Source organism: Shewanella sp. GXUN23E (assembly GCF_050865035.1).
Classification (GTDB): Bacteria; Pseudomonadota; Gammaproteobacteria; order Enterobacterales; family Shewanellaceae; genus Shewanella.
The window spans coordinates 152,414-172,201 of record NZ_JBOZWP010000001.1 but is presented as its reverse complement, the minus strand read 5'-3'; the positions used below and the strand labels follow the sequence as shown (position 1 = coordinate 172,201).

16 protein-coding genes and 1 tRNA gene are annotated in these 19,788 nt (G+C 53.0%); 4 read left to right on the top strand and 13 right to left on the bottom strand.

Translation table 11 applies throughout. The features are described from left to right. Positions 1-141 precede the first annotated feature (141 nt). The 3 genes from ACRRUX_RS00750 to ACRRUX_RS00740 form a co-directional block, all read right to left on the bottom strand. Entirely contained in the window at positions 142-480 is a 339-nt protein-coding gene (locus ACRRUX_RS00750; RefSeq protein WP_432526275.1) for a DUF1904 family protein, read from the bottom strand. A gap of 79 nt (positions 481-559) precedes the next feature. Continuing rightward, positions 560-1,594, bottom strand: coding sequence for a hypothetical protein (locus ACRRUX_RS00745; RefSeq protein ID WP_432526274.1), 1,035 nt, complete (start codon positions 1,592-1,594; stop codon positions 560-562). Between the two features lie 216 nt (positions 1,595-1,810). Next, positions 1,811-2,332 (bottom strand): NADPH-dependent FMN reductase, encoded by a 522-nt coding sequence (locus tag ACRRUX_RS00740; RefSeq protein WP_432526273.1) that lies wholly within the window; start codon positions 2,330-2,332, stop codon positions 1,811-1,813. 131 nt (positions 2,333-2,463) lie between these two features. On the opposite strand from ACRRUX_RS00740, the gene ACRRUX_RS00735 reads away from it, so the two are divergent. Then, positions 2,464-3,213: a phosphatase PAP2 family protein gene (locus ACRRUX_RS00735; protein WP_432526272.1), complete on the top strand. Its 750-nt coding sequence runs from the start codon at positions 2,464-2,466 to the stop codon at positions 3,211-3,213. A gap of 133 nt (positions 3,214-3,346) precedes the next feature. Here the strand turns inward: ACRRUX_RS00735 and ACRRUX_RS00730 are convergent, their stop codons facing one another. Together ACRRUX_RS00730 and ACRRUX_RS00725 are read right to left on the bottom strand one after the other, a co-directional pair. Continuing rightward, positions 3,347-3,679, bottom strand: a complete 333-nt coding sequence (locus ACRRUX_RS00730; RefSeq protein ID WP_432526270.1) for a hypothetical protein — start codon at positions 3,677-3,679, stop codon at positions 3,347-3,349. A gap of 248 nt (positions 3,680-3,927) precedes the next feature. After that, positions 3,928-4,866: a DMT family transporter gene (locus ACRRUX_RS00725; RefSeq protein WP_432526269.1), complete on the bottom strand. Its 939-nt coding sequence runs from the start codon at positions 4,864-4,866 to the stop codon at positions 3,928-3,930. A 487-nt stretch (positions 4,867-5,353) separates the two neighbouring features. Here ACRRUX_RS00725 and ACRRUX_RS00720 point away from each other — a divergent pair, with 487 nt between their 5' ends. Then, positions 5,354-7,606, top strand: a complete 2,253-nt coding sequence (locus ACRRUX_RS00720) for a TonB-dependent hemoglobin/transferrin/lactoferrin family receptor (RefSeq protein ID WP_432526268.1) — start codon at positions 5,354-5,356, stop codon at positions 7,604-7,606. A 266-nt stretch (positions 7,607-7,872) separates the two neighbouring features. After that, a complete protein-coding gene (locus ACRRUX_RS00715; RefSeq protein ID WP_432526267.1) occupies positions 7,873-9,297 on the top strand; it encodes an aminotransferase class V-fold PLP-dependent enzyme in 1,425 nt (474 codons plus the stop codon). Positions 9,298-9,390: 93 nt separating this feature from the next. Here the strand turns inward: ACRRUX_RS00715 and ACRRUX_RS00710 are convergent, their stop codons facing one another. From ACRRUX_RS00710 to rpsU, 8 genes are all read right to left on the bottom strand, one after another. Continuing rightward, a complete protein-coding gene (locus ACRRUX_RS00710; protein WP_432526266.1) occupies positions 9,391-11,724 on the bottom strand; it encodes a putative bifunctional diguanylate cyclase/phosphodiesterase in 2,334 nt (777 codons plus the stop codon). A gap of 3 nt (positions 11,725-11,727) precedes the next feature. Next, positions 11,728-12,618 carry a transporter substrate-binding domain-containing protein gene (locus tag ACRRUX_RS00705; RefSeq protein WP_432526265.1) on the bottom strand — a complete coding sequence of 297 codons (891 nt, stop codon included), beginning with the start codon at positions 12,616-12,618 and terminating at the stop codon, positions 11,728-11,730. A 248-nt stretch (positions 12,619-12,866) separates the two neighbouring features. Then, on the bottom strand, positions 12,867-13,259 hold the full coding sequence (locus tag ACRRUX_RS00700) for a glycine zipper family protein (protein ID WP_432526263.1): 393 nt from the start codon (positions 13,257-13,259) through the stop codon (positions 12,867-12,869). A 167-nt stretch (positions 13,260-13,426) separates the two neighbouring features. After that, a tRNA-Ile gene (locus tag ACRRUX_RS00695) sits at positions 13,427-13,503 on the bottom strand. Between the two features lie 194 nt (positions 13,504-13,697). Further along, positions 13,698-15,548: an RNA polymerase sigma factor RpoD gene (gene rpoD, locus ACRRUX_RS00690; protein ID WP_432526262.1), complete on the bottom strand. Its 1,851-nt coding sequence runs from the start codon at positions 15,546-15,548 to the stop codon at positions 13,698-13,700. A 147-nt stretch (positions 15,549-15,695) separates the two neighbouring features. Beyond that, the gene (gene dnaG / locus ACRRUX_RS00685; RefSeq protein ID WP_432526261.1) at positions 15,696-17,420 is read right to left on the bottom strand and encodes a DNA primase; all 1,725 of its coding nucleotides are present in this window, start codon (positions 17,418-17,420) and stop codon (positions 15,696-15,698) included. Positions 17,421-17,591: 171 nt separating this feature from the next. Further along, positions 17,592-18,035 (bottom strand): GatB/YqeY domain-containing protein, encoded by a 444-nt coding sequence (locus ACRRUX_RS00680; RefSeq protein ID WP_432526260.1) that lies wholly within the window; start codon positions 18,033-18,035, stop codon positions 17,592-17,594. A 7-nt stretch (positions 18,036-18,042) separates the two neighbouring features. Beyond that, the gene (gene rpsU, locus ACRRUX_RS00675; RefSeq protein WP_006080725.1) at positions 18,043-18,258 is read right to left on the bottom strand and encodes a 30S ribosomal protein S21; all 216 of its coding nucleotides are present in this window, start codon (positions 18,256-18,258) and stop codon (positions 18,043-18,045) included. A gap of 489 nt (positions 18,259-18,747) precedes the next feature. Here rpsU and tsaD point away from each other — a divergent pair, with 489 nt between their 5' ends. After that, on the top strand, positions 18,748-19,761 hold the full coding sequence (gene tsaD, locus ACRRUX_RS00670) for a tRNA (adenosine(37)-N6)-threonylcarbamoyltransferase complex transferase subunit TsaD (RefSeq protein ID WP_432526259.1): 1,014 nt from the start codon (positions 18,748-18,750) through the stop codon (positions 19,759-19,761). Positions 19,762-19,788 lie beyond the last annotated feature (27 nt).

Here is a 19,788-nt window from a genome sequence, read left to right as displayed (position 1 = left end):
GGGTAATGGGCAGTAGATTGTGATTTCGCATCACTAATCAACCGTCCAAAAGAAACGGCAACCAGGGATGGTCGCCGTTTTTTTTCATATCTGCCTGACACGCTCCGGCAGAAACCGTTCAACGATTAACTGAAGTTGGCTTCAGCCGTAGTGACGGCCATTGTCGTAGTAGTCAGATGGGGTGAGCTTGGTGAAGATCACCGCCACATCCTGCTCAGGCTTACCCATGGCATCGCGCACCACCTGAGTGACACGCTTGGCAATCTCATCCTGCACTTCCTGACCACGGTCAAAATACAATACTTCCACAAAGGGATAGGCAGCAAAGGCCTGGCCTTCGAAATAAAACTGCGCCCCAATATGCTCAATGGTGAAATGCGCCCGTGGGCTTTTCATCAGGGTTTCCAGCGCATCAACCAAAGGGGTTGACAGCGCCTGTACTGTATTGGCCTCAATGGCCCGGAATCGAAAATGTGGCATCTTTATGCTCCGCCTGAAAATCGTGGCCAGAGTGTAAGAAGAATTCCTGCCAAGGGAAAGGGATAAATGTTCCCCGTGACTAACCTGCCGGCGCCATGTAAATCATGCCACCGACCGGCGTGGCGAGCTCCAGTTGCTCATTGCTCAGCAGTGACATCCAACTGCCCGCCAGTGGGCCGCTTGCCACATTGATCCATTGCCGCCCCGTTGAACGATTTTGGGGCGCGCTGGGTTGAAATTTTTTGCCGGTACTGACTGTGGCATAGTCATGGGCAAACATGGCAAAAATCTCGTCAACCCCTTCGCGAAAGTGGCGACGCAGTTGACTGGCATCGTCCTTCAGCCACAGTGCCGCCTGGCGCATATCATACTCCTGACCCTGCAGCGGCTTGCTCAGGGCTTCAATTTTCTTGGCGCGTTTATTTTTTTCTTTAATGCGGTTGTATTCATCCTTGGGCAGCGGGCCAAAATCGGCTTCAATGGCAGCCCGAAGCTGAGCGATCTCCTCCTGACTGCGATATACAGGCGCGGATTCAATGGCCGGTGACTGGTAGACAAAGCGATTTTTGTAAATCACTTTTGGAAATTTTTTGGATGGCATTTGTTCCAGCAACTGAGCGTCCAGCTCAACATGCAGGCGACGTTTGGACACCGTCAGGCTGTACTGGGGGACCAGCAGCAGCGCGACTTCTCCTGGTTTCAGTCCCAGACTGGTAATGCCGCCATCGGGTATTTCCTGCCATACATGTACCGGCCGACCCTGTAACTCGGGCAGGCTTTCAAGCAGCAGCTGGTACTGGCCTTGATATGCTCTGTGCAGAGCATCCTCTCCCATCAGTGTGCGTAATCGCTCGACTGTATCTTCGGCATTGCTGGCGTTGTAGGCGTTGATCCCGGCATTGACCAGCCCGCCAATCAGTCCTCCCAGTGCGCCAGCGCCAACGACCTGAGTATTTTGCTGAATGTACTGAGCCTCAAGGGTTTTGTTGGACAAATCGGCAACCAGCGTTGCCTGAGTCAGGTAATTGGTTTGTGTCGTCCTACTGTCTTCCCGGTAGGTTGATGCGCAGCCCGACAGAAGTATCAGGCTGGTGGCAAGCAACAGTGTGCGCATAATCATTCCCTTTATTGTGCAGATGTAGAGTTGGCAGCTTAATGCATCAGTAGGATGTTTGTAAGTTATTTGTTTTATTAAATAAATTAAAATGTTTACCCTGAAAAGGGTAGGAAACAACTGGCATCGTCAGGGCGCCATAACGGGGCGTCAGTCGCGGTTGGGAGATGCCCGGCGCAGCAGGCCGGGCGGCAGGATACTGGTTTTACAGAAGGCTTACAGCATCGCCATTGTGGCGGCCAATTGGTCGGCCAGTGGTCCGGGCTTTACGCAACCCTGTGTGCGGTCAAAGTTATCGTTGAAGGCCGGCAGGGAAAATTGACCCTTTACCTCGCCGCCAAAGTATGGCATCGATTTGACCGCCGTTGCCAGCACACTGGCGGCACCGCCAGCGCCGGGGGAGGTGGCCAGTGCAATGACAGGTTTGCCCTGAAACACTTTTGGGTTGATGCGTGACGTCCAGTCGAACAGATTTTTATAGGCGGCGGTATAAGAGCCGTTGTGCTCTGCAAAGGAGATCACCAGTGCATCGGCGCTGCCCAGCAGGGCGAAGAAGTCCTGTGCCAGTTGCGGATGCCCCAGCTCCTTTTCTCTGTCCTCACTGAACAGCGGCAGTTCAAAATCATTGAGATCCAGTACTGTCACCTGGGCATTGGGCAGTAATCCACAGGCATAGCTGACCAACTGCTTGTTGATGGAATGGCGACTGCTGCTGGCAGCAAAAGCGATAACTTTCATGGCGGCTCCTTAGTGCAATCGCCACTGCAAGGTCGCGGTAGCGGGTTGCGTTGATTAAAACTTGGAAACAATTATCCGGGTTCAGGATATGCTGTGCCAGAATAGCGGCTTTTTGCATCGGAGTGACCCTGATGTTAGTGGTCAAACGAATGATTTTTATCCTGCTGGCACTGTTAACCATCCCGCTGCTGGGGTTGCTGCTGCCCGTGCCACTTTTTCCCTTGCTGGACTTGTCCTCTGTCGCAGCGCATGCCCTCTATCTGGTGACCTTCAGCGGTACAGTGCCCTGGGGGATAGGTTTTATCCTGCTGTGTTTATTACTGTGCTGGCGATTGCTGCCGACCAGATTGTTTTTACCTTTGCTGGTGGCGGTCACTTTCAGCCAGAGTGTGGGCATAGTGCTCAATCATGAGCTTAAGCAGGTATTTGAGGAGGCCAGGCCGAATATCGTCTGGCTGGCCGGCAGTGAAAGTGCAGCCCAGGCATTTTATCAATTGCCCAAAGCGCAGAAACGGCAGCAGATGAATCAGTGGCTGCAGGCCAGATCATCTGAACTGCCGGTGCCCGGTTATCTGCAAAAGCACTGGCGCCATGAACTGGGTTATTCCTTCCCATCCGGGCATACGCAATTTGCGGTCTCTTTTGCGCTGATCCTGTGCTTCTTTTTGCTCAGTGATGGACGCTATGGCTGGGCGGCAGGCTTTGCCGGTTGGGCCGCGGCCATGGGGCTCAGTCGCATGTTGCTTGGACTGCACTGGCCCGGAGACGTGCTGGCTTCAACCTTGATTGGGGCTGTGCTGGCCACGCTGTCCGTGCTTGTTGGTATCGGATTCTATCGCCTGATGAGTCGCCGCTTCAGGATGTCCCGTTCATCAGCGTAAGCGCCGCGCAGCGGACAACCGCGACCGTTGATGACCATACAGGGGAAAACCGTCCCGGGGAAAACCAAAGCAGCCCTGTTGGCTGCTTTGTGTGGGGGATGTGCCTGGGCACAGTGCCGGTGATAACCCGGAATTATGGGCGTGGTTTGTAGGCATCGCTGCCCTGTTTGGCAATGCCTGAGCCAATAGCGGCCCAGTGACCATCAGGTTGCTGCTGTTTTTCTTCCCAGGTGTACCAGTTGTGGCCTTCGCGGTCTTTGTACCACTCTTCCCGCAGTGAGCGTACCAGTTGGTCGCTGGCGCCGGCTGGCAGACTGGAGGCTTTGGAATGCACCAGCGTCGAGTTGGCTGGCATGATATGGCCATAAGCCTGACTGAGTTTCTGGGACGAATCGGTACTTCCCGCCAGTGCGCTGCCACTCAGCGCCACACCGCACATTAACACTGCAAGGGTATTCAATTTCATGGTGACATCCTCTGTACTGGTAACCGCTGATCACTCACGCTGAACGTTCACACTTAACCATCAGGCTGTGACAATTTGAGGTCTGATAACCACAGATCGCCGGTTATCAACCAATGAACAAAAATTGATCATATATTCAACATGCAATGTCCCTGAATTGATTGCAAGTATTCTTGTTTAAATCAATGAAATTAAGTGGATGCTAAATTTAACGGCAGTTAGCTCTGCATTGTTGCCGACCGTTGTTTTCAGCCGGGTCTGTGGGACATCTTCTTGTCTCTGCCCATCGGTATCCAGCGCTCCCCGAACTGATACAGTGTCAGACCACTCAGTACCAGGGCCGCCCCGGCCAGCAGGTGCAGCGAAATAGTCTCGCCATTGAGCAGTGTCCCGAGCATCATGGCAAACGCCGGGGTGATCAGGGTCACCAGCGTCACTGTGCTGGCTCGCAGGTGCTGCAGGATGTAGAAGTAGGCCACCGAGGCTACCAGTGAACCAATAATTCCCAAATAAACAATGGCGTACAGAGACTTTGGTTGCCAGGTTTCCACAGGCAGTGTGCCGTCGAAAACCAGCCAGGCAAGGGCAAATAATGGGGTTGAGAAGCTTAGGGTGCCCACAGTGCTGGCCAGTGGATGAATGCTGATACTGATGGTTTTGACCAGTACGGCACTGAGACTGAACAGGGTCACCGCCCCCAGCGTCAGGCTGATACCCAGCCAGGCATTGTTGTCGTTGCCCAGGCGGTCAAAACAGACTACGCCAAGGCCGGTAAACGCAATGGCAAAGGCGAGCAAACGTATTTTACTGAATGCCGGTTCGTTGAGCATACGCTGCGCCAGCAGGCCAGAAATGATGGGCGCCAGCCCGAAAATCAGTGACAGGGTGCCTGAGCCAATATAACGGGCGGCAAAATAACTGAGCAGCATGCCACCGACCATGCCTATGGTCGAAAAGGCATAGAGTTTCAGGGCATTGGGGGTGACCGGCAGGCGGATACGGGAGCACAGAATCATCACCAGTCCCAGTACCAGCGCGATCAACATGCGCAGCAATACCGCCATGGTGGGATGGACTGACTCGCTGCTCCAGACAATTCCCAGTGGCGTGGTAGACCAGATGATCACCCCCAGCACAAAGGCAAAGGGAACCATAGGTGGAATTGGGGGCTCTTGCGGTGATGACATAACGGCTCCTTGCAATGGGGGAATAAACAGCGGTGGCAAGGACCAGATTCTCCGGTCACCTGTTGCGACCGGGATTGATTCAATGTCAGGGGCGGGCGCGTGAATTCCAGTCAAAAACAACAGCCACAGGGCAGACGCCATGGTGCATTTGTTGATTTTTGAGCAGGGAATACAGAGACATCAGCGCCAACCACCGGAATGTTATCAATATCACTCAATACTTGATGTTACCGCGTCGGGTGTCAACCCATCAGTCGGCATTATCCGCAGTTAATTTTGTCGGTTGTCGGACCAAAGGTAGCCTGTCGATGGGGCATTTTTATGAACAGAGATTAATGTCCCGTGATCCACTGTTGATTTTTGCGATTTACTTTTTCCGGTTGCGCAAAATGTCGCCAGATAAACCTGATCACAAAGTCAATCCACTATAAGCTAACGCGCAATTTCAGATAAGAATTATTCTCATTTTTGAGACTGAAGGTGATAGATGAAACCGCTGCAGATGAGTGTATTGGCACTGGCCGTGGGATCCGCATTTGCGGCTGCCGCGCAGGAGCAGGCCACCCAGAAAGTTGATGAAGTCATAGTGATTTCCGGCTCCCGGATGGAGCAGAAAATAGAGCAGGTTGCCGGCTCTATTGTGGTGATCGATGAAGAAGCCATCGGCCGGACCATGAGCAATGACTTTGGCAGTATTTTCCGCAATGAATCCGCTATTGGTATCAAGGGGGGAGCCGGCAAGCCAACCTCTGTGACCATTCGTGGTATCGGTGGCAACCGGGTGATGATGGTGAAAGATGGCGTGCGGGTCAACAACCAGTATGCCTCACCACTGGGCCCCGGCGCGGAAGGTACCGGTCGTGGTCTGACAGAAGTGCAGAGCCTCAAGCAGGTGGAAGTGGTGAAAGCCGCGGCCTCAACTATGTACGGCTCCGATGCGCTGGGCGGTGTGGTGGTGATGCGCACCAAGGATGCTGCCGATTATCTGCTGGGTGAAGATTACTATGTGTCGCTCAATGCCGGTTATGCCGGTATCAACGATGAGTACGCCGCCGGGTTTACCAGCGCAGCAGCCTACGGTGGTTTTGAAAATTTGCTGACCTATCAGCACCGCGAAGGTGAGGAGTTGCCCAACTTCTTTGATACCCAGCCTGACAGCGATTTGACTCAGGACAGTGTGCTGTTCAAGAGTAAGTATCACTTCAATGAATATACCTCAGTGCAGCTGACGCTGGATTATCTGGAGCAGACCCTCAAGCGCTGGGAATATGAGTTTGATAAGGCCGGTGCACTGGAAGAAAACCTGGATACCGACCGTGATACTCAGGTGGTCAACGGGGCGCTGCAGCTGGTGTCCAAAAAGCCAACTAGGATGCACGATACCCTGACAGTGACCGCCTATTTCGGTCATACTGAGCAGCTGGAACACCGGGACTATTTCGAGTGGAACAAAGCCCAGACTCAGTATGGTCTGGCCGAAGTGCGTGATTATAACTTTGAAGATCAGCGTATTGGTGTGAACTCAACCTTCAGTAAGTATGTGGGTAATGCGCACTATGGTCACCAGATCACCTATGGTGTGGACTATGAGTTCTCTACCATGTCACGTCATCGCACCGTGACCGATACGCTGACCGGACAGACCAATAATCCCTTTACTTTTGCCGATACCGACAGCCAGCGTTTGGGTGTTTTTGTGCAGGATGATGTCACTCTGCTCAATGGTGACCTGAACCTGATTGCCGGTTTGCGTTATGACTATTTCCGCAATACCCCGGATCAGCAGCAGGCGGTCGAAGCCGGTAAAGATGCCGCTGACTTCCAGTCCATGAGCGATAACTTCTGGTCGCCCAAGGTGGGACTGGTATATCAGCTGAGCGATTCCGTCAGTGTTTATGGTCAGTATGCCTATGGTTACAAAATGCCGACTCCGGATCAGAAATGGGGGGAGCTGGAGGTGGATGCCGGCTCGATGACGGATGTGCTGATCCAGGCCAACTATGATCTGGCATCCGAGCAGTCCCACACCTGGGAAATCGGCGTGCGCGGCAACCATACCGACACCCAGTATGAGCTGACGCTGTTCTACACTCAGGCTAAGGACTTTATTGACTGGCAGTATGTGAGCTTCCAGCCACCGGTGTTTATTCCGGGCTTCCCGCCAACGATTAAGCCGATGGAGTTCAAGTATCAATACTTCAACCGGGATGAGGTGCAGCTGTACGGCGCCGAAGCACAGGTGAATCACTGGCTGACCGATACCCTGGAGTTGTGGGGTAATATCTCTTATACCCACGGCGTGGATGAAAACGGAGAGCACCTTAACAGTGTCAGCCCGCTGAAGGGCAACGCCGGTATCAACTGGTACACCGACATTGGCAATATGGAAGCAGATATCGGTGCCGTGGTGCGCTGGGCGGATCACATGAGCCGTACCTTCGATATCAACCTGGCTGATGAAGACGTCTGCGCCATGGGCGTGTGCATTCCCAAAGAGAAGTTCAACGAAGTGTACGGAACCTCAGGTTATGCGGTGATGGATTTGACCTTCGGCCTGCGGATCAATGACCACTGGAACCTGCGTGCCGGTGTCTACAACCTGTTTGACAAAGAGTATGTGGACTATGCTGACGTGGCCGGCCAGTCAGTATTCCTGCTGTCCTCCACCATGAACATGGATTATGACGATTTCACCCAACCCGGGCGTTACGTTAATGTGAGTGTGAACTACGTGTTCTAAAGTCAATCTCTGTTAAAAAACCCGCTGCGGCGGGTTTTTTATTACCCCGAATAATTCAGCTTCCAATCATATTCCCGGCGCGCCGTCAAAGACAGAGGTCACTATCACAGCGTGAATTTTTGTTCACGAGGTGCAGATCACGAATTTTTCTGTCGCCCAGTTACCTGTGGCGGGATCTCTGTATATTGGGTGCGCCCGTTTGGGTGCTGACGTGCCACATGGAGCGCCAGCGGATGATGAATATTCACTGAAAAGGTGAGAAGTATATGGATTCAAAGAAGAATAAAGCGGGCGCAGAACTTAATCGTCGCGGATTTTTAAAACTTTCAACCGGCGCAGCATTGGCCGGTGTCGGCAGCAGCATGTTGCCCGGTGTTGCACTGGCAGATGATGACAGAGAGCACATCAGCAGCTTCAGACATCATGGCAATGATCGCCGTCTGTGGCAAAAGGTGCGTAAGGAGTTTGTCCTCAGCAAGCGTGAAACCTACATGAATGTGGGAACCACGGGTTCTATTCCTGAGCGTGTGCTGGAAAACTACGAAGACAATAACGAATACATCTCCAAGCACCCCTGGGGGACTCAGGTGTCCACCACTGAACTGTCCAAGCAGGTTGCTGCCAGCTTCGGTGCCGATGCCCATGAGCTTATTCTGAGCCGCAATACCACTGACGGTATGTGCAGTATTATTCACGGTTTGAACTTCCAGGCCGGTGATGTGATCCTGACCACCAACCAGGAACACGTTGGCGGCGCCATGCCAATGAAGATCGTCGCCCAGCGCTATGATGTGGAAGTGGTCGAGCTGACGTTGCCAACCTACACCGGCTATGAATTTGTCACCGAAGATGACTATGTCCGACTGTTTGCCGATGCGGTGGCACTGTACGGTGACCGGGTACGTCTTATCTGCTTCTCTCACGTTTCCTACAAAACTGGTGTGGCGTTGCCGGCCAAACGTATCTGTAAGGAAGTGGCGGTACCAAACCGTATTCCAACACTGGTGGATGGCGCGCACACCCCGGGTATGTTTGCGCTGGATTTCCACGATATTGACTGTGACTTCTATGCCGGCTCCGGCCACAAGTGGCAATGTGGTCCCGGCTCTACCGGTATTCTGTATGTTCGCGACTGCGCCAAGCGCCTGCGTGATTTCTGGTACGACCGTCCACAGCCACTGTTCTTCGTGAACTCCTCTTACCCATCAGGTACTGATGTGGAAGATGCCTACAATGATCCTGTGATGTTCCATCAAAGATTCCAGTATGTTGGACAGGACAACTATCCTGCCAAGCAGGCACTGGTGGAATGTTGTCAGATGTGGGATGCCATCGGCCGTGACCGCATTGAGCGCCGTATTCTTGAGCTCAGCGCAATGTGTAAAGCCGCGCTCAGATACTCATTCGACAGCGATGCGACTTACTACTCTCCTGATGTGGCTGAGCTGTCGTCCGGTTTGACTACCTTCAACCCTTTCTGGGACAAGACTGATGGTGTGCTGCTGACTGAATTCCGTGATCGCTTGCGTGAAGACTACGGCTATATCATCCGTACCACCAACTTCAAGCTGCATCCTGATGATGCCCAGGATACTTACGCGCTTCGTATCTCCACGCACCTGTTCCATGACGAAGACGATGTATTGGGTCTGGTACGCGCCATGAAGCGGGTATACCGTCAACTGGCCTGATAGTTTGACCGCCGGTTAATAGGTAAAGGCCCGCTAAAGCGGGCCTTTTTGTTGTACTGCAAGTTCATGCCGAAGCGCCCGCAGGCATCAGGCTCAGGCGGGCAGTTGCTTCGGTGTGCTCTGCCGTGCTTGCAGCAGGCGGGTAAAGTCGGCTGCGCAAAGTGGCCGGCTGAACAGATAGCCCTGGCCATACTCACAACCTTTCCCGGCCAGATAGTCGGCCTGCTCCTGCTCTTCAATTCCTTCGGCAACCACTCTGAGATTCAGTGACTTGGCCATGGCCAACATGGCGTTGACCAGACTCAGATCGGCTTTATTGTCGGTCATGCCATTCACAAAACTGCGGTCAATTTTCAGCTTGGAGAACGAGAAGCGCTGCAGATAACTCAGCGCCGAGTAGCCGGTACCAAAGTCGTCGATAGACAGTTTGACACCCACTGACTTCAGATGGTTGAGGCTGTTGATAAGACAGGCGTCCTGCTCGATGAAGATGCTCTCGGTCACCTCCATCTCCAGCTTGTCCGGTGACAGGCCGGTCTCAGCCAGTACCTGCAAAATACGCTGTTGCAGCTGTTCGCTGTGTCTGAACTGTACGCTGGAGAAGTTGATGGCAATGGTCAGCGGCGAGATAGGCTGCCACTGAGCGGCCTGACGACAGGCTTTTTGCAGCACCATATCGCCCAGACGGTGGATCAGCCCGTTCTTTTCCGCCAGCGGAATAAACTCGGCCGGTGAAATAAACCCAAGCTCGCGGTCAGTCCAGCGCACCAGTGCTTCTGCCGCCACGATTTGGCCGGTTTGCAGATCCAGAATAGGCTGATAATGAATATCCAGCTCATCATTGCTCAGTGCCTGATGCAGGCGCACATTCAACGCCAGTTTACGCTGCAGGTCCTGATTCATGTTGCTGTCGTAGAAGCTGTAACCGTTGCGTCCGCTCTCTTTGGCGCGGTACAGCGCAGTATCGGCCTTTTTCAGCAGGTTGGCCGGAGTATCACCGTCTTTGGGATACAGCGACATACCAATACTGGTGGACACGAAAAACTCCTGACTGTCGTGCGTAAAGGGTTCATCGAACAGTGACAGAATGCCGTGGGCAATCACCTTGGCGGCATCCTGACTGCGAAGCTCGGGGATGATCAGCATAAACTCATCGCCACCGAAGCGGGCCAGGGTATCGGTTTTGCGCATGGCCTGCTGTAATCGGCCTGCGGTTTGCACCAGCAACTCATCGCCGGCGGGATGGCCGACCGTGTCATTGACCTGTTTGAAGTTATCCAGATCCAGAAACACTACCAGAACCAGGGTTCCACTGATGCGGGCGCCGTCAATGGCATGCTGCAGCGCCACCATGCCGGCGGCGCGGTTGGCAAGCCCGGTCAGATCATCGTGAGTCGCGAGATATGCCAGCTCGGCTTCAGATGCGATGCGCTTGTCGATTTCTTCGCTCAGCAAGGCATTTTTATCCGCCAGATGTTTTTGCTGCTGAGCAGAGACCCTGACCTGAGTCTGCAGTACCAGGTTGGCATTGTAGACCCGCATCAGATACAGCAGACCGGCCAGCACCGGAACCGCCAGCAGGGAAATGGCGGCAATAAACCAGGTTGAGGTGAAGATATCCTGATCGTTAACCGGCTCATACCAGCTGATCAGTTTGAATGGGGTCTGTTTGACCACTTTCTCCAGATAGATGAGCTGAGCGTCGCCTTCCATCTTGGCATGGGAGTGCTGCCCGGTGTTGGCATCATCCAGGGTATTCCATACCGGGATCCCACCCAATGGAGTGATCAGCGACAGGCAGCTCTTGCTGCTCTTATGCTCCTGAATCGACAGCTGATAGATAAGAACATCATTGTTGACCTCGGCAGCAAGCACGGCCACCGGTTTATTCTGATGATAAATTGTATGCAGCAGGTTGATCAGCAACCCTTCGGGGGTTTGAGTGATCTCGATGCGTTGCCGTTCCTTCTCCATCTCTTTGAGCGGCAGCAGTGGCGGCGGTGGCAAAATCCCCGCGCCGGTATCGATAATCGGCGTGCCGCCCAGACCAATAACCCTGACCCGTTTGTAGATCGGCAGATTATCGATTTTGCTGGAATGCATAAAGCCGCCTATGGTTTGCTCCAGATTGAACAGACTGGAGCCCAAACCATATTTGACGGACATGCCCGCCGCCAGGTTGGAAAAGTAAGTGGTGGTCGCCTGATTGGCGGCCAGGTTGGCCAGATTCTGGCCGCTGGCATCAAAGAAGAAGCTGAGATTATCTGTATAATTCCGGATCTTCAGGGACAGTGACTGACGCTGGGAGTCTTCCAGCTTGCTCTGCCCAAGGTTGGTCACTGTCAGGATCAGCGCCAGATAGGCGGTGAGCAGTCCTCCCGCCACTATGATGGCGGTGCGGCCGTTGATGCGCTTTAAAAATTTCATGAATTACTCAGTCGGGGCGACAGGCTCAAAGTAGTGGCGGTAATAATGGAATACGCCTGGGTAATACTTATTCACCAGTTGGTTGAAGCGACCGTCGGCTCGCAGTGTCGCCAGCCAGCGGTTAAATTCCTGCCTCAGATTGGGGGAGTCCTTGCGAAAGCCCACGCCCATCAGTTGCTCTTCTGAAATCGGCCCGATGACCTTGATGTCATTGGGCCACTTCTCCAGTGCGATCAAAGTGTCGGCCACATCCAGCAGCGTCGTTTCGGCTTCGTCGTTGAGCATGGCCGGAACCATCTCATTGAGCTGCAGCTGCTTGGTGGGCAGGATCACCTGGGCGCCTGTGTCATATAAGCGGTAGAGATCAGGATCCAGACAGGATTGTTTCATCGCCAGTATTTCCAGACCTGGCAACAGCCGCTTCACGGCAAAAATATCTGATTGCAGATTGGTGGAAGGGACTATCGGTTGAAGTCGGGAGTCACGACGGGCAATGAGCCAGACCGCAGAGGGGAAGTAATCGTCAGAAAAATCAATCAGCTGTTTGCGCCAATCGAGAATGGTAACACCATGGGCCATCACATCGCCTTCAATGGCCTGGGGGGGACCCAATACCACCTGGTTATCAATGTACTGACCATTGATACCGGTCAACTTGCCAAAAACATTGTTCCAGGTGGCAGGAATAAATTGATACTCCAGCCCCAAATGCTCGGCAAAAAGCTGCATTAACTCGATATCCAATCCACTGTGAACAACCTTGTTGCCTTCAGTGTATTGCGTGACGAAATTGGCATAGGGAACGCCTATGTGTCGCAGGACGCCGTCTTCCTTAATTTCTGCCAGATCGCGGGCAGCAAGATTAGTGCTGATCCCGCCAAGGAGCAACACCATACATATCCCTATGTGTTTCAGCAGTCCTCCAAGCCCTGTTCTCAGTTTGAATGTAATCATCGGGTTGAGGAATACGAAATCGTTGCAGCAGTATACCTGCCGCTAGGATCGTGGCAATCTGAACTGGTGCGTTTTATGCGCAAACAGTTGATTTTATGAGGTGTAGGTCAAATTTTTGAGAAGAAATAGCAGTTGGGGTTAACAACTTAATGAGCCGGTGCAATGACCGGCCCGGTAAGGGGTAAAAATCAGAGGTCATAGACCCGATAGCCTTTTTGCAGCAGACACTGACGCAACACTCTGGCCTGAGCATCCTTCGCGGATACCGCGCCTTCCATTGCGCCACTCAATGCCCCGACGGCGACTCCCGCAAGAGCGCCGGTCAACGCGCCTTCACCACCGTCTTCCATAGCGCCCCATACACCACCTGAAACCCCACCGACGGCAGCACCATTGGCGCTGGCCGTGCGCATTGATTCGCCCTTATCAACCTGGCTGGCAAACTGTTGGCAGTACTCGAAATCCTGTTGATATTGAGCGGTATCGACACCTGTCATATCGACCACAGGCTTTTGATTGTAGGCGCAGCCTGAAGTCACCAGTATCACCATGCCAATCCCGGCAAGCAGTTTATGATTCATTGTTTTTCCTCCATTGAAAAACACCTTGTTATCAGTTTATTGCTGATGTGGTTAATTGTTGAACGATGGAGAGAGGGGAACAACGTATTGAAATGTAAATGGTTGTGCCAACAAGCCTGAAAAACAACAAAGCCCATCACAGGGATGGGCTTTGTCAGAGAATTTGATGGTGGCCCCTCACGGACTTGAACCGTGGACCTAACGATTATGAGTCGTGTGCTCTAACCAACTGAGCTAAGGGGCCGAGCTCTCTCGAGCGAGTGGCAGTATACGAAGTTTCAAACTCAATGTCACCCGTGAAATGCGTTGAAATTCGGTAAGTTGGTTCAACTGCTTATCTGTTAACCAGAGGTTGCTGGGTGAGTGAACACAAAAAAGCCCTGCAGTACAGGGCTTTTGAAAATCCAATTCAGGACTGATTGTTAAACCGGCTTAAGACTACTCGTCCAGGAACGACTTGAGGATCTCTGAACGGCTTGGGTGACGCAGTTTGCGCAGCGCCTTGGCTTCGATCTGACGAATACGCTCACGGGTCACGTCGAACTGCTTGCCCACTTCTTCCAGGGTGTGGTCAGTGTTCATGTCGATACCGAAACGCATACGCAGTACCTTGGCTTCACGGGCAGTCAGACCGGCCAGCACTTCGTGAGTGGCCTGCTTGAGGCTCTCGGAGGTGGCGCTGTCCAGTGGCAACTCGAGGGTTGTATCCTCGATGAAATCCCCCAGATGCGAATCTTCATCGTCACCGATAGGTGTCTCCATGGAGATAGGCTCTTTGGCGATTTTCAGTACCTTGCGGATCTTGTCTTCCGGCATCATCATGCGCTCTGCCAGCTCTTCAGGAGATGGCTCACGACCCATTTCCTGCAGCATCTGGCGGGAAATACGGTTCAGCTTGTTGATGGTTTCGATCATGTGTACCGGAATACGGATGGTACGGGCCTGATCCGCGATAGAGCGGGTAATGGCCTGACGGATCCACCAGGTTGCATAGGTCGAAAACTTGTAACCACGACGGTATTCGAACTTGTCTACCGCTTTCATCAGACCGATGTTACCTTCTTGGATCAGATCCAGGAACTGCAGGCCGCGGTTGGTGTATTTCTTGGCGATAGAAATAACCAGACGCAGGTTGGCCTCAACCATCTCTTTCTTGGCGCGGCGGGCTTTGGCCTCACCGATGCTCATGCGACGGTTGATGTCTTTGATGGAGGAGATGGACAGGCCAGTCTCTTCTTCAATGGCACGCAGTTTGGCACTGCAACGCTGCACGTCATCCTCGGCCATTTTCAGGCCTTCAGAATAAGACTTACCGCTGCTCAGTTCGGCTTTGAACCACTCCAGGCTGCTTTCATTGTTGGTGAACACCTTGACGAAGTTTTTCTTCGGCATTTTGGCTTGTTCAACACACAGCTTCATGATCAGACGTTCCTGAACACGAACCCGGTCCATCATCTCGCGCATGCTTTTGACCAGACGGTCAAACTGCTTGGGTACCAGACGGAACTCTTTGAAGATTTCGCCGATTTCAAACAGGGCACGTACAGACTCAGGGTGGTCACGGCCTTTGGTGTCGATTATCTGCAGGGCAGATTCGTAGGCAGTGCGCAGCTGGGCGAAACGCTCACGGGCTTCTTCAGGGTCCGGACCCTTGTTGCCGTCGTCATCGCTGCTATCGCTTTCTTCATCTTCGTCTTCGTCTTCATCGTCATCTTCGTCGTCCAGATCTTCGTCGGACAGCTCAGAGCCGATGTGAGTGGCACTTGGGCCAACGTCTTCTTCATCAGGATTGACAAATCCAGAGATAATATCAGACAGACGCAGCTCTTCGGCTTCATACTGGTCGTACTGCTCCAGGATCATGGCGATGGCCTGTGGATATTCGGCCACTGAGCTTTGAACAGTATTGATACCGTCTTCGATTCGCTTGGCGATAACAATTTCGCCTTCGCGGGTCAGCAGTTCCACGGTACCCATTTCGCGCATGTACATGCGCACTGGGTCGGTGGTGCGGCCCAGCTCACTTTCTACTGTGGCCAGCGCGGCTGCGGCTTCTTCCGCTGCATCTTCGTCTGTGTTGTCTTCCGACATCATCATGTCATCGGCGTCCGGTGCTTCTTCAAACACGCGGATACCCATGTCATTTATCATCTGGATAATATCTTCGATCTGATCGGAATCGACCATATCTGCAGGTAAGTGGTCATTCACTTCTGCATAGGTTAGATAACCTTGTTCTTTACCTTTGGCGAGCAACAATTTAAGTTGCGACTGCGGAGTTTGATCCATAGATATCATCCAAGTTGGGTAACTGTTTACTGTCAACGAATCGCACGGCAGCGGGCGAATTGCCAATGCTGATTGCTGTGCAAATCATCGATTATACTTGTGCACGATTCCCTGTGCCAGTCCTGAAATTGTCCGGGGGGTAATCAACTAAGCCCGGGATTTCATGACAGAGATCAGTTTCTGCAACTGAATCCGTTCTTCCTTAGTGTGAGTCTGTTTCAGACTCAGCTCCTGATACCGTTGTTCGATATATTGGTTGGTTAACCAAACCAGAGCTTTTCTGAACTCTTGCTCAAGATTCTCATCCGCGACCTGATGCTCCCACTGAGCCAGTTTATTCAGGGCAGGCCACTGGGCGTGCTCCCTGAAATGTTCCAGTACTTGTGCGGTGTTCAGCTTGTGCTGTCGAGTCATATCCAGCAGTTCAAGCAGCAGGTCAACGCCACTCATCTGCAGGTGTGCCAGAGCCGGTTGTGGGGGCAGCCCCATTCCCAGTATTGGATGCTGTACCAGCAGGGCGACAGCCAGACGCAGCGGTGTGCCGCGACCTTTGAGTCCCTGGGCTGCTGATGCAGGTTGCTGTGGCTTGGCCGTGAAGCCGAGTTTCTTTTTCACGTCTTCGGCGTTGTTCATGCCGAGCTTGTGAGCCAATTGCTCCAACAGCAGGTTCTGCAGCACAGTATCCTGAATTTTTTCAATTAAGACAATTGCTTGCTTGGCAAAGTTGCCTTTGTCCCGACCGTATTGTTCGGTCAGGGTGTCGAACAGAAATCCGTCCAGACTCTGGGCGTTGGCAATCAACTGCTCGAACGCCGCTTTGCCGATTTTGCGCACCAGTGAGTCCGGATCTTCACCCTGGGGCAGGAAGATAAACTTGACCTGATCTCCGGGTTTAATCAGTGGCAGGGCGGTTTCCAGTGCGCGCCAGGCTGCATCAAATCCGGCGCGATCGCCGTCGTAGCAGCAAATGACTTCTTTGGCATTACGCAGCAGCAACTGAAACTGCTCAGCGGTTGTGGATGTGCCCAGCGATGCCACGGCATAGTCGACACCAAACTGAGCCAGTGCCACCACATCCATGTAACCTTCCACAATCAGGATGGTCTGTGGATCCCGATGAGCCTGCTTGAGTTCATACAGACCATACAACTCACTGCCTTTATGGAAAATCGGCGTTTCCGGTGAGTTGAGATATTTGGGCGTGCCGTCACCCAGTACCCGGCCACCGAAACCTACCACCCGACCACGACGGTCGCGGATTGGGAACATCAGCCGATCGCGGAAACGGTCGTAACGACTGCCGCTGTCTTTGGCAATCAACATACCTGCGGTGAGCAGCTTGTCCTGAGCATCCTGGCTGTTGCGGTAACGGGACAGCAATCCATCCCAGCCATCGGGAGCAAAGCCAATGCCGAACTTGTCGACTATCTCGGTACTGAGACCGCGCTTTTCAAGGTATTCTTCAACTTTTTTTCGATCGCTATGGCTGCGCAGCTGCTGGCGATAGAAGTTGCCGGCCTCTTCCATCAGCTGATACAAATCCCGGCTCAGACCGTCATCCCGGCGCTTGCCACCCTGCTCGCGGGGGACTTCAAGCCCCAGTTGCCCGGCCAGTTCTTCAATGGCATCAACAAACTCCAGACGGTCATATTCCATCAGAAAGTCAATGACATTGCCGTGGGCGCCACAGCCGAAGCAGTGGTAAAACTGTTTGTCACGGCTGACGGTAAAGGAGGGCGACTTTTCGCTGTGAAACGGGCAGCACGCAGAGTGATTCTTACCGGCTTTTTTCAGCGGTACACGGCGATCGACAAGCTCGACAATATCAGTACGGGCTATCAGTTCATTGATAAAATCACGGGGTATTGCCATGGAACGTCTTTGCTACTCGATACCTGTTTCAGGACACCAGAATGAATGCAGACTTGTATAACGAGAGACTCCCAAAGGAGCGTCTGGTTATATAAGCGAAACATTACGGACTGCGTTTGTTAAACAAACAAGCCGCGCATAAGCACGGCTTGTTCGTACACTGAGTCACAGTTACTGCAGCTTCGCGCGGATTTGAGCGCCAATGGCTCCCATATCTGCCCGACCCTGCACTTTGCTCTTCAGTGCTCCCATTACTTTGCCCATATCCGCCATGGAGGATGCACCAACTTCAGCAATTGTGGCATCTATGATGGCCGCGACTTCCTCTGCAGTCAGAGGCTTTGGCAGGAAAGATTCAATGACCTTGATCTCTGCTGCTTCTGCTTCGGCCAACTCGCTGCGACCCGCTGCTTCATATTGAGCAATGGAATCACGGCGCTGTTTCACCATTTTGGTTAAGACAGCTATGACCTGGTCATCATCCAGAGATTCGCGGGTATCCACTTCAATCTGTTTGATGGCGGCCAAGGCCATACGAATCGTTCCCAGTCGCGCTTTTTCTTTGGCAACCAGAGCCGCTTTCATCTCGGCTTTTAGCTGATCTATAAGGCTCATAGCGGGATTAGTACAAACGTACGCGACGCGCGTTTTCGCGAGAAAGCTTCTTGGCCAGACGCTTTACTGCAGCAGCTTTTGCACGCTTACGAGCAGTAGTTGGTTTCTCGTAGAATTCACGAGCACGAACGTCAGCCAGGATGCCAGCTTTTTCACAAGAGCGCTTGAAACGACGCAGAGCTACGTCGAATGGTTCATTTTCACGTACTTTAATAATTGGCATACGCCATCACCCCTTAGGTGGAAGTTTGTATTGGATTGGAACTTCCTGTCACAAGACGGGACCCCGCACCAAGAGTGTTTAACAAGATTTAAAATGGTGCGAAATTTTATACTAAACAACGCCCGGATGTAAACCCCTAGGGGCTTCCAGGCTGGTGGTCAGGGCGGATGCAAACTGCTGAAATTAACATCCTGATCTCGCAGGGCGGAATTATAGTCCGGTCGATAGCAAAAATCTTCAAAAAATGTCATTGCCTGAGTCACAAAGCGGGACTTGCGGTGTTGAAGGTCGTTCGCTGTTCGTAAAAGAACGTAATCCTCGTCCGGCTGTTTCAGGGGCCGGTTTTAGCCGTGTGTCGGTCGGTCATAGGACCGCGGGCTTGCTGTCGCTGGTTGATTGCCGATGCTGAGGTAAAGGCGAGGGCAGGGCTGGCACGAAAGCCCTCGGGCGGGTAGAATTGGCGGCCTTTGCATACTGAGATGAGACACAATGCGGGTTATAGGTATAGAAACATCCTGTGATGAAACCGGGATTGCCATTTATGACGACAAGGCAGGACTGCTGTCCCACGCCCTGTACAGTCAGGTGAAACTGCATGCCGACTACGGCGGTGTAGTGCCTGAGCTGGCCTCCCGCGACCATGTTCGCAAGATTATTCCACTTATTCGCCAGGCGCTGGCGGATTCGGGTACCCGCATTGACGATATTGATGGTGTTGCTTACACCAAAGGGCCAGGATTGATAGGTGCCTTGCTGGTTGGTGCCTGTGTTGGTCGTTCCCTGGCGTATGCCTGGGGAGTGCCTGCCGTGGGCGTGCACCATATGGAAGGTCATTTGCTGGCACCTATGCTGGAAGAGGATGCACCTGAATTTCCATTCGTGGCGCTGCTGGTCTCTGGCGGTCACTCCATGCTGGTAGATGTGAAAGGCATTGGTCAGTATGAAGTGCTGGGGGAATCCATTGATGATGCTGCCGGTGAAGCCTTTGATAAAACTGCCAAACTGATGGGGCTGGATTATCCCGGTGGCCCACGTCTGGCAAAACTGGCTGCTCAGGGCGAGAGTGGAAAGTACCGGTTCCCGCGTCCCATGACTGACAGACCGGGTTTGGATTTCAGTTTCTCCGGTCTGAAAACCTTCGCTGCCAATACCATTGCTGCCGAGCCGGATGATGAGCAGACCCGTGCCAATATTGCCCGCGCCTTTGAAGAAGCTGTGGTAGATACTCTGGCGATTAAGTGTCGCCGTGCGCTGAAACAAACCGGACACAAGCGCCTGGTGATTGCCGGCGGGGTGAGTGCCAATGTGCGCTTGCGTGAAGGGCTGGCAGAATTGATGCAATCTATTGGCGGCAGAGTGTATTACCCAAGAGGGGAGTTCTGTACCGACAATGGCGCGATGATCGCGTATGCGGGTCTGGCGCGCCTGAAGGCGGGTCAAGTCGAACCGCTCGCGGTTAAAGGTCAGCCAAGATGGCCACTGGATAGCCTTGAGCCTGTCTGAATCGCCTTGAGTCAGTCTGAACTGACT

Bases quoted from the DNA above. Each gene is read 5' to 3' on its own strand.
- ACRRUX_RS00750 (WP_432526275.1), bottom strand. From the start codon at position 480: ATGCCACATTTTCGATTCCGGGCCATTGAGGCCAATACAGTACAGGCG.
- ACRRUX_RS00745 (WP_432526274.1), bottom strand. From the start codon at position 1,594: ATGCGCACACTGTTGCTTGCCACCAGCCTGATACTTCTGTCGGGCTGC.
- ACRRUX_RS00740 (WP_432526273.1), bottom strand. From the start codon at position 2,332: ATGAAAGTTATCGCTTTTGCTGCCAGCAGCAGTCGCCATTCCATCAAC.
- ACRRUX_RS00735 (WP_432526272.1), top strand. From the start codon at position 2,464: ATGTTAGTGGTCAAACGAATGATTTTTATCCTGCTGGCACTGTTAACC.
- ACRRUX_RS00730 (WP_432526270.1), bottom strand. From the start codon at position 3,679: ATGAAATTGAATACCCTTGCAGTGTTAATGTGCGGTGTGGCGCTGAGT.
- ACRRUX_RS00725 (WP_432526269.1), bottom strand. From the start codon at position 4,866: ATGTCATCACCGCAAGAGCCCCCAATTCCACCTATGGTTCCCTTTGCC.
- ACRRUX_RS00720 (WP_432526268.1), top strand. From the start codon at position 5,354: ATGAAACCGCTGCAGATGAGTGTATTGGCACTGGCCGTGGGATCCGCA.
- ACRRUX_RS00715 (WP_432526267.1), top strand. From the start codon at position 7,873: ATGGATTCAAAGAAGAATAAAGCGGGCGCAGAACTTAATCGTCGCGGA.
- ACRRUX_RS00710 (WP_432526266.1), bottom strand. From the start codon at position 11,724: ATGAAATTTTTAAAGCGCATCAACGGCCGCACCGCCATCATAGTGGCG.
- ACRRUX_RS00705 (WP_432526265.1), bottom strand. From the start codon at position 12,618: ATGGTGTTGCTCCTTGGCGGGATCAGCACTAATCTTGCTGCCCGCGAT.
- ACRRUX_RS00700 (WP_432526263.1), bottom strand. From the start codon at position 13,259: ATGAATCATAAACTGCTTGCCGGGATTGGCATGGTGATACTGGTGACT.
- rpoD (WP_432526262.1), bottom strand. From the start codon at position 15,548: ATGGATCAAACTCCGCAGTCGCAACTTAAATTGTTGCTCGCCAAAGGT.
- dnaG (WP_432526261.1), bottom strand. From the start codon at position 17,420: ATGGCAATACCCCGTGATTTTATCAATGAACTGATAGCCCGTACTGAT.
- ACRRUX_RS00680 (WP_432526260.1), bottom strand. From the start codon at position 18,035: ATGAGCCTTATAGATCAGCTAAAAGCCGAGATGAAAGCGGCTCTGGTT.
- rpsU (WP_006080725.1), bottom strand. From the start codon at position 18,258: ATGCCAATTATTAAAGTACGTGAAAATGAACCATTCGACGTAGCTCTG.
- tsaD (WP_432526259.1), top strand. From the start codon at position 18,748: ATGCGGGTTATAGGTATAGAAACATCCTGTGATGAAACCGGGATTGCC.